Genomic DNA, 14,972 nt, shown 5'->3' with positions numbered 1-14,972 from the left:
TCATTCCAATGCTGCTTTAAAGCCATATTTTTTGAAAATTTCCATTGCTTCTTGTCTTTTTAGGAAATTGAAAAAGTCGACAGACTCATTAAGATGCTTAGTTGCTGCAACTACACCGACTGGATAAACAATAGGATCGTGAAGTTCTTTTCCCTCCAAAGGAATGATCCTTACTTTATCGGAAATCAGTGCGTCTGTCTTATAGACAATGCCAGCATCAACATTTTCTGTTTCAACGTATGAAAGAACCTGGCGGACGTCCTTAGTGGGTATGATTTTCTGCTCTAAGTCATCCCATAATTGCAATGAAATCAGGGCTTGTTTCCCATACATGCCGGCAGGAACAGATTCAGGAGTGCCAATGGCAATCCTTTTAATGTTGTCGGCAGTTAAGGATTCTGCTGAGGTAATACCTTTGCTAGTTTTTTGTGTAATCAATACAAGTTCGTTCTTTAAAAGTCTTACGCTATGTTCTTGATGTAAAAGCTTCTTGGAATATAAGTAATCAAATTTATCTTCAGCTGCGGAGATAAACAAATCCACGGGGGCACCCTGGGAGATTTGCTGTTGCAGGGAACCTGACCCGCCAAAATTGTAGACTATCTTAATTCCCGGATTTTGTTTCATATATAGCTGTCCCGTCTCTTCCATTACTTCACGGAGGCTTGCTGCGGCAGAGATGGTCAATTCGGTTTGGGTTGTTGCATTGTCAGCCGAACAGCCCGAAATGAAGAGTGACAAGGCGGTGAAAAGAATAATATGTAATTTCTTCAATCCTGACATCCTTTCAAACGTCCTTTTTAAACATATTCAATAGATATAACTGATTATATCGAAATTAGCTAGATCCTACATAGAGAAAATATCACAAGTTGGTGAAAATATCATGAAAAGGGGGCGGAAAAAAGAATATAGGGGGAAAAAGAAAAACTGCCAGATCGGCAGTTTTGCAATTGTTATTGACTCTGTCCAGTTCTTTGATCAATCTGCCTGCAAACCTCGTCTGCGGATAACCCGTTCGCCTCAATGACTGATCCTTGTGTTGAAACATCCTGCATTCCCATGACGTTTGAGTCCATCCCGGTCAGAACACAATAGTCACAGCCTTGAGCATCAGCTTCTGAGCGTATTTCGACGACATCATGCCCTCTTTCACGCAAGGCTTCTGAAATGTTTGTAAGAGATTGCTCTACACCTATTCTTGCCATCAGTAACACCTCCTCACTAATCTAAGTTGTCCGCCAGCCGTATAAAATATTCTTTTCGCAAGACAATATTAAAGAAGACTTTAGTAAGTGGAGGGGTATACATGAGCAATAAAAGAAAAAAGGATCCTTCAACAATCGGATTGAATTCATCCCAGGTTGAAGGGCAGGGCACTACGGTAAGCGAGACAGGCAGCCGAACAGCATCTTCTGCACGAAAAAAGCAAAAAAGAGGTTAACGGGATGTAATAAAGGCAAAAGTAAAACCCTCGGAGAGTATCCGAGGGTTTTGATGTTTAAGCATACATTTCAGCAATTTGTTTTTGGAGCTCTTCATTTTCAAGGTATTCATCATAAGTCATCTGTTTATCAATTAACCCAGAAGGAGTAATCTCCATAATTCTGTTTGCCACAGTTTGAACGAACTGGTGGTCATGTGATGAAAAGATCATTGACCCTTTAAAATTGATCATGCCATTGTTCAATGCCGTAATCGATTCAAGATCCAGGTGGTTTGTTGGCTCATCCAATAGAAGCACATTTGCACCTGATAGCATCATTTTTGACAGCATACAACGAACTTTTTCTCCTCCGGAAAGGACACTTGCTTTCTTAAGGACTTCTTCACCAGAGAACAGCATACGTCCAAGGAAACCACGGAGGAAGCTTTCGCTATCATCCTTTGGAGAGAATTGGCGGAGCCAGTCTACCAGTGTAAGGTCGCATCCTTCAAAGAATTCAGAGTTGTCTTTAGGGAAGTAAGCCTGGGAAGTCGTTACACCCCATTTGAATGTCCCGCTATCAGGCTCCATTTCACCAGTAAGAATCTTGAACAATGTCGTAATCGCGATTTCATTTTTTCCAACGAGCGCGATTTTGTCATCTTTATTCATGATGAAGCTGATATTATCCAATACCTTTACTCCATCAATCGTTTTTGTAATTCCGTCCACTCTCAATAGGTCGTTGCCGATTTCGCGGTCAGGAGTAAAACCAACGTAAGGATATTTGCGTGATGATGGTTTAATATCATCCAAAGAGATTTTATCAAGCAGCTTTTTACGGGAAGTAGCCTGCTTGGATTTAGATGCGTTTGCACTGAATCGCGCAATGAACGCTTGTAATTCCTTTATTTTCTCTTCTTTTTTCCTGTTTGTATCCGACTGCATTTTCAATGCCAGCTGGCTTGATTCATACCAGAAATCATAGTTCCCTACATAAAGTTGGATTTTACCAAAGTCCAGGTCAGCAATATGGGTACAAACTTTATTCAAGAAATGACGGTCGTGGGATACAACAATAACTGTGTTCTCGAAGTTGATCAAGAATTCTTCGAGCCATTGTATCGCAGCGATATCAAGATGGTTTGTAGGTTCATCAAGAAGGAGAACATCCGGCTTGCCGAATAGTGCCTGTGCAAGAAGCACTTTTACTTTTTCTCCACCGCCGATATCAGCCATTTTCTTATCATGAAGCTCCTCGCCAATCCCTAGACCTTTAAGAAGAATCGCTGCTTCAGATTCTGCTTCCCAGCCATTAAGCTCAGCAAACTCACCTTCAAGCTCAGCGGCCTTCATACCGTCTTCATCAGTGAAGTCAGCCTTCATGTAAATCGCATCTTTTTCCTGCATCACTTCATATAAACGGGCATGTCCCATGATGACGACTTTCAGCACTTCCACATCTTCATATTCAAAGTGGTTCTGCTTCAATACTGCCATCCGCTCACCAGGTGTCATCGATACATTGCCTGTTTGCGCTTCGATTTCACCAGATAAAATTTTAAGGAAAGTCGATTTGCCTGCTCCATTAGCACCGATCAGGCCATAGCAATTTCCCGGTGTGAACTTAATATTAACGTCTTCAAAAAGCTTGCGGTCACCATATCTCAAGCCTACATTTTGAACTGTAATCATTTATTTAGTAGCCTCCAATAATATATATCCCAAAGATTATAACATGTTTAAATGCTATGAGCGAATGTATAAAACATTTTTTTGCGTATTGGTGTTTCTAAAGGGAATAAAATGGGAAAAGGCGAGAGTAGTAATTAATGAGTTCGTTGGATTCGGGTTATCATAATGTCGACGAAGTGTCTATTGGGAAATTAGTGAATTTTTTTGATTGTCGGTGTCAATTTTTTTGCTCATTTTCACACATATTTCATATTTTTCATGTAAAATAAAACTAGACAAAGATGGTAAAAGGAGTTTTTGAAAATGGCTAAAAAGCAGCTGGTTGATTTTGTTAACCGTCTAAAAGAATCAGGGATAAAAGTCAGCTTCACTAAGCCAAAATCAGAATTTTTCTCCCTGAAAAAAACAGAGAAACATCCCACCACAGTGAATTCACATTAAGAGATAGACAGGCTTTTCATTACAAAGTTTCCTTCGTCTAAGCAATAAAAGACAGTAATAAGGGTGAGTAAACTCAAGAAGGTAAATAGACCACCAAAAAAACGGTTTTCAGCCGTTTTTTTGGTGGTCTATTCTTTATATTTCTTCCATTATTTTCTTGAACACTTCATCTTTATTGAAGTCTTCACCCATAGGGAATTTTTTTATGAATTTGTTGTTTTCATCGATCAGATAAGTAAATGTACTGTGGACATAGAACCCGTTACCTGGATCACGATATTGGAATTGGAATGTATCGGCAACTTGTTTAATTTTCTTTTGTTCCGCCAGTGTGTCGCCCTGATCACCAGTCAAGAAAATCCAGTTACCATCATTTTCGAGTCCGAAGTTGTCCATATACTTCCTGAGGACTTCAGGGGTATCTCGATACGGATCAATTGTAATAGTTACAAATTGAACATCCTTACCGTAAACACCTTCTTTTATTAAGTCTTTTCGCAGCAGGTTCATCTTTTGAGTTGTCGTCGGACAGATGTCAGGACAATGGGTATAAATAAATTCCACCAATTTGATGGTTTCTTTTTCTTCTCCAAAAGTATATTGTCCCTCATCCATGGTTACGAGCGTAATGTCCTCTGGTATCTGTGCATTTGCATCCCTGACTAGAAAATATGAAATTCCAGATGTAATTCCTATTAAAATAATAAGTGAACTGATAAGATATATTTTTTTCATTACACAATCCTCCCCCTTATAAAGATATAAAAAATATAAGGAAAATCATATGGACATTGTGTGAACTATGTTTAATAAGTCTTTTTTAAGAAAATGTTAAGTGAATATTCTTGAAATAAAATAAATGAGATTTATAATGAAGTGTAAAAACATTTTCAATGTTCATGGGATTAAAAAGGGGAATAAGACTTGAAAGCTGATAAACTTATAAAATTTATTTTACAGATCATAGGATTGATCCTGATTAATAAAGCTGGTTTTTTTATTGTAGAATTATTAAACCTACGCATCCCAGGGAATGTCTTGGGAATGATCCTTCTTTTCGTGCTGTTATGGACAAGAGTAGTCCGGCTTGAATGGTTTGAGGGTGCAGCGGATTTTCTCGTCAAGCATCTATCGTTCTTTTTTGTGCCGATTTCAGTTGGATTGATGACTCTCGGGGGATTGATTGCCGAAAAAGGGATTCAACTTGCGGTTATTTTAGTATTGAGTGCTATTGTAGGCATGGTGTTTGCGGGGGGCACTTCAAATGTACTGATAAAGCGAAAGGAGGGGAAGGAAACTGGAGACTCTGCTCACGATTTTTAGTATACTCATAACTCTGCTTGCGTACCTTTTCGCCAGGAAGGCTGCAGGCAAATATCCGTCCCCATTAACTTCCCCGGTATTTTTGAGTACAGTGATTGTCATTGCCGTATTGCTGTTGCTGAACATATCTTATAAGGAATATGAACCTGCAAGTGAGATTATGACCTATTTTCTTGGGCCTGCTACAGTAGCTTTAGCGGTCCCATTATATCGCCAAAGAAAAATCATCTCTGCCTATGCAGTTCCCGCTCTGTCCGGTCTTGTCGCAGGAATTGTCTCGACCATACTCTCAGCTGTGTTCATCGCGTATTTGCTTGATTTGTCGGATTTGATACTCGTTTCTTTGACAATCAAGTCTATTACAATACCTGTAGCTTCCGAGGTTGCCAGGATCATCGGGGCAGACTCGATTCTGGTCGCTGCGTTCGTCATGATTACAGGCATGCTTGGGGCGATGATTGGCCCATTTCTTATGAATTCCATGAAAATCCGAGACCCTTTTTCAAGAGGGTTGGCAATCGGCACCATTGCTCACGGAATAGGGACAGCAGAAGCCGCCAGGGAAGGAGAACTGCAGGGCGCAGTTTCAGGGGCAGCAATGGGAATGGCTGCAATAATCACTTCGTTGTTCCTGCCGATCATTCTCCCTGTGTTTTTGTAAAGAAGCGTATGAAAAAGGAGACCTTCACTGGTTTCCTTTTTCGTATTTATTCTATATTGCAGTACTCGACCGGACAATTCTCACAGTCGATCTGTTGTTTTAAGTAGTCCAGGTTATGGATGATGATCCTCTTCTTGTGTATGGAGATGATCCCTTGATCCCGCAGTTCCCCGAGCATGCGGCTGACGCTTTCTCTGGCGGTTCCGCAGTAGTTTGCTAAATCCTGATTCGTGATTGGCACATTAATGTGTATGCCGTCCTGCTGTTCTGTGCCATAACTATTGCTCAGCCTGATGAGAGTCGAATACAAAGCTCCTTTTTTGCCGTTCAAGACAAGGTCGCGGAATTTAGTGATTGTTCTCCGTATATGGTCATTCATCCACTTAAGAAATTGATACGCGAGCTGGCTGTTATTGAACAATGTTTGTTCCAGGTTTTCAATATTAACAGCTGCTGCTTCACCATCTTCCACCACTCGTGCGTTGAATAAATACCGTGGTCCAGCTGTAAAAAGGGTTAGCTCACCTACAATATCGTTTTTTTTACATAATCTTAAATACAATTCTTTCCCTTCGGCGTTCATTTTAGAGATTTGTACCTTGCCGGACAGAATAACAAACATTTCCTTGGCTTCCTGCCCCTCGCGGAATAAAAAAGTACCTTTCTTGATCTTGATGATCCTTTCTGATGCTTTTATTAGTTCGCTCATCTCATAAGTTAAGTTATTTGGATTATCCTGGCTGGCCACACAATCTCCACCTTTTCCGTTCGTTATTTATACCTAATTTAATATGAAATATAAACAAGAGGTCAATAGAGAAAATGTGAACAATCTTTTAGGGCAAGTGTTTTTTATATTAATTGGATAAATGTGGTTGACTAATTGTATATAAACGAAGTAATCTATAATAGAAGAAAAATTTTTCAATAGGGAGTATGTTTTATGTTAGGTGTCGTTCTTAACTAACCGTTAATTTCATACGGTCAATCCGGATTTATTATAGGCCTGATATAGGTTTATTTAAATATGCACTGGATTGAATGTTAAGAACAATGAACATAGTAAAGCATGCTTGATATCCGTGAGCATAAGCTGTGTCCTTGTACACAGCTTTTTCTTATGGAGAGGTTTGCCTGCAGCAATGGCTGCGAGGCATTTTTAAGCCGCTGTGGACTTGTTCCATAGCGGTTTTTTTATATTCTAAGGAGGTAAAGAAATTGAACGAACAAACTTTTACGGTTCTTGGTTACGATAAAATCAGGGAAGAGATAGCCGGCTTTGCTTTGACACAATCAGGCCGTGTGAAAACACGGGAAATGCAGCCGTCCACGAATCAGAAGCAGATTGAATCGTGGCAAGAGGAAGTTTATGAAGCGATTGAAATCCTGAAAATCAGTTCCAGTGTCCCCATCCACGGTCTCGAAGGTATGGAAATGATTCTTAAAGGATTTTATAAAGGAGTCCCGCTTCGGGCGGAGCAACTTGTGCTCCTGCTTTCTTTCCTGGAAACCTGCAATAAGATCCGCCGTTTCATGAAGGATAAAGAGTTTGTCGCTCCAAGAGTGTCTGCTTATGTGTATGGGATCGAAGAGCTTCCCGAACTAGCCGCAGAAATTCAAAGATGTATCAGGAACGGACAAATTGATGATTATGCATCTAAGGAACTATTAAAGGTTCGGAAACAAATTGGCATCCAGGAAGAACGATTGAAGGAAAAGCTTAACCAACTGTTGAAATCCGCAAAAATAAAACCATATCTTCAAGAAGCTGTTATCAGTCAAAGAAATGGCAGGTATGTTGTTCCTGTAAAAAAGGAATATCGAGGGAAAGTAAGAGGTTCGGTCCTTGATACTTCAGCATCGGGCTCCACTCTTTTTGTGGAACCTGAAGAAATTGGCTTCTTCCAGGATCAAATGGAGTGGCTCTTTTTAGAAGAACAGGCAGAAGTGGAAAAAGTGCTGTTTCACTTGACTGGCCTGGCAGAGGAAAAAGAGAAGGAAATCCGAATGGCTATGGAAACAATGGCTCATTATGACTTTCTGTTTGCAAAAGCGAAATATTGCAGGTCAATTGATGGGAAGAAAGTTAAAATTCATGATGACCCAGTCATTGTATTTAATGAAGCACGCCATCCGTTGCTTGGAGAAAAAGCGGTTCCGTTAAGGATTGAAATTGGAACAGATTATCATGCGCTCGTCATTACTGGACCAAATACAGGCGGAAAAACTGTGTCAATCAAGATAGCAGGATTGCTGATATTAATGGCGCAAAGCGGATTGCTTTTGCCGGTTGGTGAGGAGAGTGCCGCGGGAATCTTTCATAAAGTGCTAGTCGATATAGGCGACGGACAAAGCATTGAGCAAAACCTCAGCACCTTTAGTTCTAGGATTGTAAATATTATAGAAATATTGAAGGAAGCCAATGACAAGACGCTTGTCCTTCTTGATGAACTTGGTTCAGGAACTGATCCAGGAGAAGGGATGGGCCTAGCAACAGCCATCCTTGAGAACTTGAACAATAAAGGGGCAACTATATTTGCCACAACCCATTACAGCGAGATTAAAGATTTCGCGGATCATCATGAGGATTTCATGAATGGTTCAATGGAATTCAATCTCGAAACTCTTAAGCCTACTTACCGTCTGCGAATAGGAAAAGGGGGGGACAGCCAGGCTTTTGCCATTGCGCTGAAATTAGGCATCCATCCAAAGTTGCTGGAACGGGCCCATCATATAACCTATAAAACGGATAAAGATTACACATCGTTATTTGTGGATGACCCTGCTGCATTGAAAGAAAGAGAACAGCAAATCACCGCAAACAGGCACAAAAGACAGAAGTCATTCAAAGCCTCGAAGAAGCCAGTGAAAGTGTTTGAGATGGGGGATAGTGTGCATGTATTAAGCACAGGGGATCTGGGAGTGATTTTCAAGGGACCGGACAGTCAAGGGAATTATCTAGTCCAGATCAGGGAGCGTAAGATCGAAGTGAATTATAAACGGCTTAAACTGAATCTGCCTGCTTCAGAACTTTATCCGGAAGACTATGATTTCAGTATTATATTTGAGTCCAAAGAGCATCGAAAGCTATTGAACAGGATGGAGAAAAAACATATTGAAGAAAGTATTATACGAGAAGATATCTAGTTCTATTTTTTAGTTATGTCTGTATGGAGAGCCTTTAAAAAAGGCTCTTTTGTCCGAATTTGTCCGAATTCTATGTGATATCTTGAGTGATTTCCCCTATATATTATTCGGTTCCAACCAAGTTCCTAATAAAAACGCTTAGGAATAGGGATGTAAACGCTTCGAAAATGGACATAAACAGTTCATGGGGTTATCTATTAACAAACTTAGAGTTGAGGTTTAAGATGAATCTAACAGTAAAAAATGTGACTTTATTCACAAATAGAGGAGTCTTAACAATGAGTGAACAACCAATCGAAATTGCCATCTCCACTGCATTAAAAAAGAAGAAATACCTCATGCAATCAAAGGGGAAGTACCTCTTGCGTGCAGCGCTGGCTGGTGTTTATATCGGCTTCGGCATTATAGTCTCTTATCGGTTGGGTGAATATTTTTCTGATGCTCACTCAGCTGCAACACCTATCGCAAGTTCGATTTTTTTCGGTTTGGCACTGGTCTTGATTTTGTATGGCGGGGGAGAATTGTTCACAAGCAACACAATGATGATGACGATCAGTTCTTTGAAGAAGGCAACGACGTGGAAAGATACCATTGAAAACTGGATTGCATGTTATTCAGGAAACCTATTGGGAGCATTGTTTTTTGGAGTTCTAATCATGCTGTCGGGACTCTTTATGTCGCCAGAAAAAACTCAATATATGATGGAAACTGTGAGCATGAAAATGAACACCCCGGCTTATCAACTGTTCTTTCGAGCAATCCTTTGCAATTGGCTGGTTTGCCTTGCTGTGTGGGTTCCATTCAGTATTAAAGGAGATGGAGCAAAAATAGGAGTCACAATGCTTTTGGTCTTTGCTTTTGTGGTGTCAGGTTTCGAGCACAGTGTCGCAAACATGGTACTCTTTTCGGTCGCGCTTCTCGTGCCGCATCCTGAAACCATCAGTATGGCCGGCAGCGTGTATAATCTGGTGCCTGTAACATTGGGAAATATAATAGGCGGCGCTTTCTTTGTCGGCACTCTTTATGTATACCTGAATGCCAAAGGGGTTGCAAACGAGGAGAATCAAACAGCAGCCCGATCAGTGTATGGACAAAATTTACTAAAACGTATGTAACTAAAAAAAATCCGCGGATTTCCGTGGATTTTTTTGTTATCGCTATATTTAATCATTTCAATAAAACATGCTCATCATAGCATCTGATAGCTCCATTCAGTTTTAGGCATTTAGAGAAATTGCAAATGCCTAAATGCGGGTTTCATGATAGAGCTATTTGCTTAGGCGGTACGATCAACCTTTAAAGGAATTCAAAATCCACTCTCCAACAACCCCGCCTAAATAAACTCCCACGATTCCAAGGACTCCTGCGAGAACTGGAGGTGCTGGAAGAGGCAGCTTCAGGAATTTAAAAAGAATCCCAACTATTACACCAGCCACTAAGCTTAAAATGATTTCTTTCATGTTTTCACCGCCTCTTATGGCAAAATGGTTAATAAATGATATAGTGAACAGACGTCTGATCAATTAGCAACATTATTTTAACATGACCAAGATAAAATGAAAACGCTTTATTTATTCTTATATATTACATAAAACGAAATAATCTATTCTTATATTAAAATAGTGGTAAGATATAACTCTATAACTCGTGTACGGAGGATTTTTATGGACAGGCACGTTAAGCGCAATATCTTTACATTGCAAGGTTTTTATCTTTTTGTCTTCTTTGGTATAGGCAGTTTATTTCCTTTGTTAAGTGTTTACTTAAGCGAAGTTGAAAACTTGAATGGATATCAGATTGGTTTGATTCTGTCGATTGGTCCGGTCATTATGATTTTCTTCCAGCCATTTTGGGGAATGCTCGCCGACATGAAAAATTCCCATAATGCGCTGCTTACATTAACTACATTCGTAACAGGTATGGCTGCTTTGGGTTATGTTTTCTTTGATGGTTTTGTTTCGTTCATGATCATCGCAACGACCCTGGCGATTTTTCAAAGTGCTATCATCCCGTTATCGGATAGTATTTCCTTAAAATATACAAGTAAAACGGGAGTCAATTATGGGAATGTCCGATTATTTGGTTCACTTGGTTTTGGACTTGCGGTTTTTGAGATGGGCAGATTGTCTGAATGGAACCCCCAAGTAATATTCTACGCTTTCTTCCTGACCTTATTGGTTTCGGCAGCTATTTCAATAAAGATGCCTCAGGAACCTTCAGGTCGGCCAACAGGACTATTCTCAGGAATGAAGGATTTAATGCGGATGAAGAAGTTTCTTATCTTTCTAGGAGTAACATTCATGATTTTCGGACCAAATCTCGCCAACAACTTTTACTTCAGCCTGTTTGTGGAAGACAGGGGTGGTACTTATACAGGGATTGGAATCGCCTTTCTTATCGCGGTGTTATCTGAGATTCCCTTTATGAGGGTTGCAGGAAGCTGGATCCGTAGACTAGGACTGCTGCAGGTCGCTTTTATTGCAGCGATTGTTTCATTAATAAGGTGGATTTTTTATTTTACAGAGCCGGATTTATCATTGGTTTACGCATCGGCTGTGATCCAGGGGTTTTCGCTTGGACTGTTCATTCCTGCGGGTTTGCAGTATATCCGCGATATCACTCCACTGCATATTACGGCTACAGCAGTGACGATATACTCTGCAGTTGGCAATGGCTTGGGCAATTGGTTTTTTACATTCTTCGGCGGAATCGTTTTTGAGGAATTCAATATTTATGGAGTGTACCTCTTTTTTGCTTCGCTGACCTTAATGGGAGTTTTGCTGACAGTCTGGTTAATAAAGGATGAAAAAAGAAGTCATTCAAAACAGATTACTACAAACTAAGATCTTTTATGAAGTATTCCCAAATGCCTGTCCTCCATTATAGAAGGGCAGGCTTTGTTATTTCTTTCAATAGGATATAAAACTGTAGTATGGATTCAGCGTTTATTTCAAAAAATAAATGAAGTACGAAAGGAGGGACTTTCCATGAGAGAGAATAAGGGTAAAAATACCGAGCTTGCAGGGCGTATATATGATACATCGGATTATCAGAAAAATGACGAACTTTCGAATGGGCTTGCAATGACACATGAGCAGGCTAGCGACAGTTATGTAGAAGGGCAAATCGGCGGGAAAATTGAACGTTCGTCCGGTGCAGAAGAAGAATTGAACAACAGAGGATATCAGTAAACAGGAAGTAGGGGATCCAAGTGTCACATAAAGGTGAATTCCAGTCAAATCGCGATCAATACAAAATGCCGGACGCCTTAAAGCAAAAGAAGGACTTTGTCTATCGAGTAGGCTATACTTCAAGTACTGGCAATCAGACAAATAACGAAGAAGAACCGGTCAAGAGATCGGATCTATGAAAATTGCAGGCCCTTGTAAAAAAAGGGCCTGTTTCTATCTGGGGCGGGCTACGATCCCGTTATGGACCTTGATAAAACCATGTTTCAGGATATCCAATCCGTTTTCGTATAAATAGAGTCCCATCTGCTCGACGGTCATCAGTTCCCGGTATGTGTGGTTCATGACATCGGCCATGATTTCATAGTACAGCTTGGATTTTAATTGAGCTCTCGGTGTTGTCATGATGATATATCCGCCTGTTTTTAGGAATCTCTTATGCCAATCCACGACTTCGCTTTTTAAAGTATCCGGAAAGTGCTCAAGCAACCCGACACTTAGGACGATGTCAAATTCATGGCCAAAAGGAAGATTGCGAATATCTTCAACAATGTACTCAGTCTCAAAATCCTTTTTATGATAGACTTTATTTCCTCCTGTTGAAGGATTGCTTCCGAGAAAGGGATAGGTATCAGGAAAATCCCTGAACCTTGTATCCTTACAGAATGGGTCATAATCCACAAACACAATTTCGCCGCCAGGATACATGGCACTTAACTGCATGGCTTCATATCCTTCGGCAGCTCCGAGAAAAAGGATTCTAGGCTTGATTAAATCCAATCCTTCGAATAAAGCGCGCTTGCCCCTCGGGTCCCAGATCCCATCCTCAATCCTGTGTGCGTAATTCCAAAGGTGAATCCTGATCAGTTCACCTAATGCAGACTTTGTTTCTGCGAGCTTGAAATTACTTAGGCTCTTCATGAAATTCCGTTTCGACATATCCATTTCAGCAGGAACATCCTTGACGAACCACTCGTGGAATGATTTATTGAACATTTGCCATGATACGTTCGCTGGAAGACTTTGTTGATGTTCTTCTTCCCAATCTTTTTTTTCCTTAGCGAAGGAAGTTACCTCATATGGTCTTCCTATATCTTTCCAACGCAGCTGACTCCAATCATTCACGGTATTCAGTTTTACAAACTTATTGTAGTCCTTTTCGGAAAAATTCCTGAGATCCATTCTGTGCGAAGGCTGCAAGCGGGTTTCATTTAGCTGAATGTCAGTTTCCATACCTAATTGAAGCAAACACATCACCCCAAATCCATTTATTGTTAACTTAATTCGAGTCAAGGTGAATAAAACCCTTTAAAATAGCTGGAAATTACAAAAAAGCACATCCTTTAGTGGATGCGCTTTTTGGAAAGAGGATTTGTTCATTTAAAGCTTTCCGCGTCGTATCACTTTTTTGGGGGTTAGGGTGCCTTTCTTTAGATAGACAAATCCTCCTTCGAGTGCAGAGCCAAAGACGAGCTTAGAAGATGCTGATATAACCTTCATCTTCATCCCTCCTAGAAAGAATTGGCTTGCGTAATAATTTTACCCTTCAGAAAAGTTGTTAAAACTTCAAAAAATAGGATCGATACCTAAGAATGATAAGGATCCGTTGCTTCAAAATAAGCTTTTTCCGCTGCATCCTGTGTAGCAAAGAGAGCATCATCATCCTCAATTACATGCAGGGTCTCATTCAGGAATAGTGCAAACGCATTAGGGTCTTTCGGGTGCTGGACAATTTCGCCAGCTTTTATGTTTGATACAGAAGGTACATGCGGGTTTCGGTAAATGACATATACTTCATCACCAAACTTCAAGTTTTTCGGGTCGATTACATCCATTTGAATATCCCCTTTCGAGAGTTTCAGTGTTTGGACTTACGAAAATCTGTCACATGGAAAGCATATTTCCTAGTCCTTATTGGCAGGTGAAGAGAACCATCTATAAATTCTCATTTTGCTGTTTTATTTCATCACCCGTTAGGATGATATTTCCTGCTTCAAAATCGCGATGCTCATCAACAGATCCGCCAGGCACATATCGTTGATTTGGAGTATATGTTGAACTGAATGAATCTTTCTCTCTTTTCAAATCATCTTTTTCAGCGTCCATTATTTCACCCCCTGATAAGGGTAGTTTTTGTATTGAGATAAAGGATATACAGCCTATTATTTAGTTCGTAATTCTTGGAATAGACACTAATTCGTCACAAATGTAAGGGTTTACATTCTGATGTGGTGGTATAATAAAAGTGTAGAAAGAAAGTATTTAACATCTTAGGAGGCTCAACCAAATGTGTTCGTTCCGTAGTGAACGAAAATTGGTTATTCCTAAAGTGTTGCAAGTTCATCTTCAAAAAGTCAGCATCACCAGTTGCAGGGATCAATACCTATTCGCAAGTTAACCAGATTGATGTTGTTCTTCCGATGGAGCAATTCAAAAGGGAAAAAGCAGATGTTCAGCCTACTAAAGACTTGTACGCTGGAAAGAAGCTTCTTACCAAAAGAGAATCAAGGTAATCAATTGATACTTGGAATGGCACCGATTCAAAAGGAAGTCAACAAATTTCAGGTGAAACAGTCTTAGGATCGTCGCTCCTTGTAAGCAGTTGCCATTCAAAGCGAGTGGTCAGTTGGGATGCATGACACAATTGAAGAAAAAACAGCTAACACTATAGAGGATAATGAGTCTCTCGGTGATTATACCGAAAAATGTGTTTGTAAAGGTGGTCAGTATGAGAGAAACCTTTTAAATGGCACCTTTAATGCGGAACAAGCACACATCGGCTATAGTAAGAGGATCATACAACTCAATAGTTCCAAAAAAAGTTTTGGGCTGATGCTGGTTGGGTCTCCTAAGATGTTAAGAAAGAAGCTCGAATATGAGCTTCTTTTTCTTTGTAAATATACTTCTGTTTAAATCTGAAAAGGCACCTTTCTCAAGAAAGGTGCCTTGTTAGGTTACTCCTCTTTTTTCGATAAGCAACGATCACATTCCATTAAATATGATTCTGCTTGTTCCTGCATGCCTTCACCACATTCAGGGCACACCTTTTTTGGTAAGTTACGAAAAAATTCCACCGGACTCATCATTCTAA

At 40.1% G+C, this 14,972-nt stretch carries 21 protein-coding genes; 11 read left to right on the top strand and 10 right to left on the bottom strand.

Annotated elements, in window-relative coordinates; all coding sequences use genetic code 11:
* Complete coding sequence (modA, locus tag RH061_RS13730; RefSeq protein ID WP_396654810.1) at positions 1-783, bottom strand: molybdate ABC transporter substrate-binding protein; 783 nt, start codon at positions 781-783, stop codon at positions 1-3.
* Between the two features lie 173 nt (positions 784-956).
* A complete protein-coding gene (locus RH061_RS13725) occupies positions 957-1,208 on the bottom strand; it encodes a YkuS family protein (protein WP_311070935.1) in 252 nt (83 codons plus the stop codon).
* 101 nt (positions 1,209-1,309) lie between these two features.
* Here RH061_RS13725 and RH061_RS13720 point away from each other — a divergent pair, with 101 nt between their 5' ends.
* Entirely contained in the window at positions 1,310-1,444 is a 135-nt protein-coding gene (locus RH061_RS13720; RefSeq protein WP_311070934.1) for a YuzL family protein, read from the top strand.
* 57 nt (positions 1,445-1,501) lie between these two features.
* On the opposite strand, the gene RH061_RS13715 is transcribed toward RH061_RS13720, so the two are convergent.
* Positions 1,502-3,121 carry an ABC-F family ATP-binding cassette domain-containing protein gene (locus RH061_RS13715; RefSeq protein WP_311070932.1) on the bottom strand — a complete coding sequence of 540 codons (1,620 nt, stop codon included), beginning with the start codon at positions 3,119-3,121 and terminating at the stop codon, positions 1,502-1,504.
* Positions 3,122-3,424: 303 nt separating this feature from the next.
* On the opposite strand from RH061_RS13715, the gene RH061_RS13710 reads away from it, so the two are divergent.
* Positions 3,425-3,562, top strand: a complete 138-nt coding sequence (locus RH061_RS13710; protein WP_167832465.1) for a hypothetical protein — start codon at positions 3,425-3,427, stop codon at positions 3,560-3,562.
* Between the two features lie 135 nt (positions 3,563-3,697).
* Here the strand turns inward: RH061_RS13710 and RH061_RS13705 are convergent, their stop codons facing one another.
* Positions 3,698-4,297, bottom strand: coding sequence for an SCO family protein (locus RH061_RS13705; RefSeq protein WP_311070928.1), 600 nt, complete (start codon positions 4,295-4,297; stop codon positions 3,698-3,700).
* A gap of 189 nt (positions 4,298-4,486) precedes the next feature.
* Here RH061_RS13705 and RH061_RS13700 point away from each other — a divergent pair, with 189 nt between their 5' ends.
* Complete coding sequence (locus tag RH061_RS13700; protein ID WP_311070926.1) at positions 4,487-4,885, top strand: CidA/LrgA family protein; 399 nt, start codon at positions 4,487-4,489, stop codon at positions 4,883-4,885.
* Positions 4,860-5,546: an LrgB family protein gene (locus RH061_RS13695; protein WP_311076398.1), complete on the top strand. Its 687-nt coding sequence runs from the start codon at positions 4,860-4,862 to the stop codon at positions 5,544-5,546. The genes RH061_RS13700 and RH061_RS13695 overlap by 26 nt, the downstream gene beginning before the upstream one ends.
* Positions 5,547-5,592: 46 nt before the next feature.
* Here RH061_RS13695 and RH061_RS13690 read toward each other — a convergent pair whose 3' ends face one another.
* Positions 5,593-6,255: a Crp/Fnr family transcriptional regulator gene (locus RH061_RS13690; protein ID WP_311076397.1), complete on the bottom strand. Its 663-nt coding sequence runs from the start codon at positions 6,253-6,255 to the stop codon at positions 5,593-5,595.
* A 509-nt stretch (positions 6,256-6,764) separates the two neighbouring features.
* On the opposite strand from RH061_RS13690, the gene RH061_RS13685 reads away from it, so the two are divergent.
* Together RH061_RS13685 and RH061_RS13680 are read left to right on the top strand one after the other, a co-directional pair.
* A complete protein-coding gene (locus RH061_RS13685; RefSeq protein WP_311070925.1) occupies positions 6,765-8,693 on the top strand; it encodes an endonuclease MutS2 in 1,929 nt (642 codons plus the stop codon).
* A gap of 278 nt (positions 8,694-8,971) precedes the next feature.
* A complete protein-coding gene (locus RH061_RS13680; RefSeq protein ID WP_311070923.1) occupies positions 8,972-9,808 on the top strand; it encodes a formate/nitrite transporter family protein in 837 nt (278 codons plus the stop codon).
* Positions 9,809-9,982: 174 nt separating this feature from the next.
* On the opposite strand, the gene RH061_RS13675 is transcribed toward RH061_RS13680, so the two are convergent.
* Positions 9,983-10,153, bottom strand: a complete 171-nt coding sequence (locus tag RH061_RS13675) for a XapX domain-containing protein (RefSeq protein ID WP_311070921.1) — start codon at positions 10,151-10,153, stop codon at positions 9,983-9,985.
* 204 nt (positions 10,154-10,357) lie between these two features.
* On the opposite strand from RH061_RS13675, the gene RH061_RS13670 reads away from it, so the two are divergent.
* The 3 genes from RH061_RS13670 (at position 10,358) to RH061_RS13660 (ending at position 12,063) form a co-directional block, all read left to right on the top strand.
* Entirely contained in the window at positions 10,358-11,536 is a 1,179-nt protein-coding gene (locus tag RH061_RS13670) for an MFS transporter (protein WP_311070919.1), read from the top strand.
* Positions 11,537-11,680: 144 nt separating this feature from the next.
* Positions 11,681-11,884, top strand: coding sequence for a YozQ family protein (locus tag RH061_RS13665; protein ID WP_311070918.1), 204 nt, complete (start codon positions 11,681-11,683; stop codon positions 11,882-11,884).
* A gap of 20 nt (positions 11,885-11,904) precedes the next feature.
* Positions 11,905-12,063: a hypothetical protein gene (locus RH061_RS13660; protein WP_311070917.1), complete on the top strand. Its 159-nt coding sequence runs from the start codon at positions 11,905-11,907 to the stop codon at positions 12,061-12,063.
* Positions 12,064-12,097: 34 nt separating this feature from the next.
* On the opposite strand, the gene RH061_RS13655 is transcribed toward RH061_RS13660, so the two are convergent.
* From RH061_RS13655 to RH061_RS13645, 3 genes are all read right to left on the bottom strand, one after another.
* Positions 12,098-13,129 carry a class I SAM-dependent methyltransferase gene (locus tag RH061_RS13655; RefSeq protein ID WP_311070915.1) on the bottom strand — a complete coding sequence of 344 codons (1,032 nt, stop codon included), beginning with the start codon at positions 13,127-13,129 and terminating at the stop codon, positions 12,098-12,100.
* A gap of 338 nt (positions 13,130-13,467) precedes the next feature.
* Positions 13,468-13,716, bottom strand: coding sequence for a transcriptional regulator SplA domain-containing protein (locus tag RH061_RS13650; RefSeq protein WP_311070913.1), 249 nt, complete (start codon positions 13,714-13,716; stop codon positions 13,468-13,470).
* Between the two features lie 100 nt (positions 13,717-13,816).
* Positions 13,817-13,987, bottom strand: coding sequence for a hypothetical protein (locus tag RH061_RS13645; protein ID WP_311070911.1), 171 nt, complete (start codon positions 13,985-13,987; stop codon positions 13,817-13,819).
* Between the two features lie 197 nt (positions 13,988-14,184).
* Between RH061_RS13645 and RH061_RS13640 the strand changes: the two genes are divergently transcribed.
* Positions 14,185-14,394: a hypothetical protein gene (locus RH061_RS13640; protein WP_311070910.1), complete on the top strand. Its 210-nt coding sequence runs from the start codon at positions 14,185-14,187 to the stop codon at positions 14,392-14,394.
* A gap of 118 nt (positions 14,395-14,512) precedes the next feature.
* Positions 14,513-14,794, top strand: coding sequence for a hypothetical protein (locus RH061_RS13635; RefSeq protein ID WP_311070908.1), 282 nt, complete (start codon positions 14,513-14,515; stop codon positions 14,792-14,794).
* A gap of 41 nt (positions 14,795-14,835) precedes the next feature.
* On the opposite strand, the gene yhfH is transcribed toward RH061_RS13635, so the two are convergent.
* On the bottom strand, positions 14,836-14,967 hold the full coding sequence (gene yhfH / locus RH061_RS13630) for a protein YhfH (protein ID WP_167832475.1): 132 nt from the start codon (positions 14,965-14,967) through the stop codon (positions 14,836-14,838).
* Positions 14,968-14,972: the final 5 nt, after the last annotated feature.

The sequence above is a fragment of the Mesobacillus jeotgali genome, assembly GCF_031759225.1.
In the GTDB taxonomy this organism is placed as follows: domain Bacteria; phylum Bacillota; class Bacilli; order Bacillales; family Cytobacillaceae; genus Mesobacillus; species Mesobacillus jeotgali_B.
This window is presented reverse-complemented; position numbering and strand designations above follow the sequence as displayed.

Coding starts and splice junctions, on each gene's coding strand:
- RH061_RS13635 (WP_311070908.1), top strand. CDS start 14,513: ATGCATGACACAATTGAAGAAAAAACAGCTAACACTATAGAGGATAAT.
- RH061_RS13720 (WP_311070934.1), top strand. CDS start 1,310: ATGAGCAATAAAAGAAAAAAGGATCCTTCAACAATCGGATTGAATTCA.
- RH061_RS13705 (WP_311070928.1), bottom strand. CDS start 4,297: ATGAAAAAAATATATCTTATCAGTTCACTTATTATTTTAATAGGAATT.
- RH061_RS13650 (WP_311070913.1), bottom strand. CDS start 13,716: ATGGATGTAATCGACCCGAAAAACTTGAAGTTTGGTGATGAAGTATAT.
- RH061_RS13665 (WP_311070918.1), top strand. CDS start 11,681: ATGAGAGAGAATAAGGGTAAAAATACCGAGCTTGCAGGGCGTATATAT.
- RH061_RS13690 (WP_311076397.1), bottom strand. CDS start 6,255: ATGAGCGAACTAATAAAAGCATCAGAAAGGATCATCAAGATCAAGAAA.
- RH061_RS13715 (WP_311070932.1), bottom strand. CDS start 3,121: ATGATTACAGTTCAAAATGTAGGCTTGAGATATGGTGACCGCAAGCTT.
- RH061_RS13725 (WP_311070935.1), bottom strand. CDS start 1,208: ATGGCAAGAATAGGTGTAGAGCAATCTCTTACAAACATTTCAGAAGCC.
- RH061_RS13675 (WP_311070921.1), bottom strand. CDS start 10,153: ATGAAAGAAATCATTTTAAGCTTAGTGGCTGGTGTAATAGTTGGGATT.
- modA (WP_396654810.1), bottom strand. CDS start 783: ATGTCAGGATTGAAGAAATTACATATTATTCTTTTCACCGCCTTGTCA.
- RH061_RS13680 (WP_311070923.1), top strand. CDS start 8,972: ATGAGTGAACAACCAATCGAAATTGCCATCTCCACTGCATTAAAAAAG.
- RH061_RS13710 (WP_167832465.1), top strand. CDS start 3,425: ATGGCTAAAAAGCAGCTGGTTGATTTTGTTAACCGTCTAAAAGAATCA.
- RH061_RS13645 (WP_311070911.1), bottom strand. CDS start 13,987: ATGGACGCTGAAAAAGATGATTTGAAAAGAGAGAAAGATTCATTCAGT.
- yhfH (WP_167832475.1), bottom strand. CDS start 14,967: ATGATGAGTCCGGTGGAATTTTTTCGTAACTTACCAAAAAAGGTGTGC.
- RH061_RS13670 (WP_311070919.1), top strand. CDS start 10,358: ATGGACAGGCACGTTAAGCGCAATATCTTTACATTGCAAGGTTTTTAT.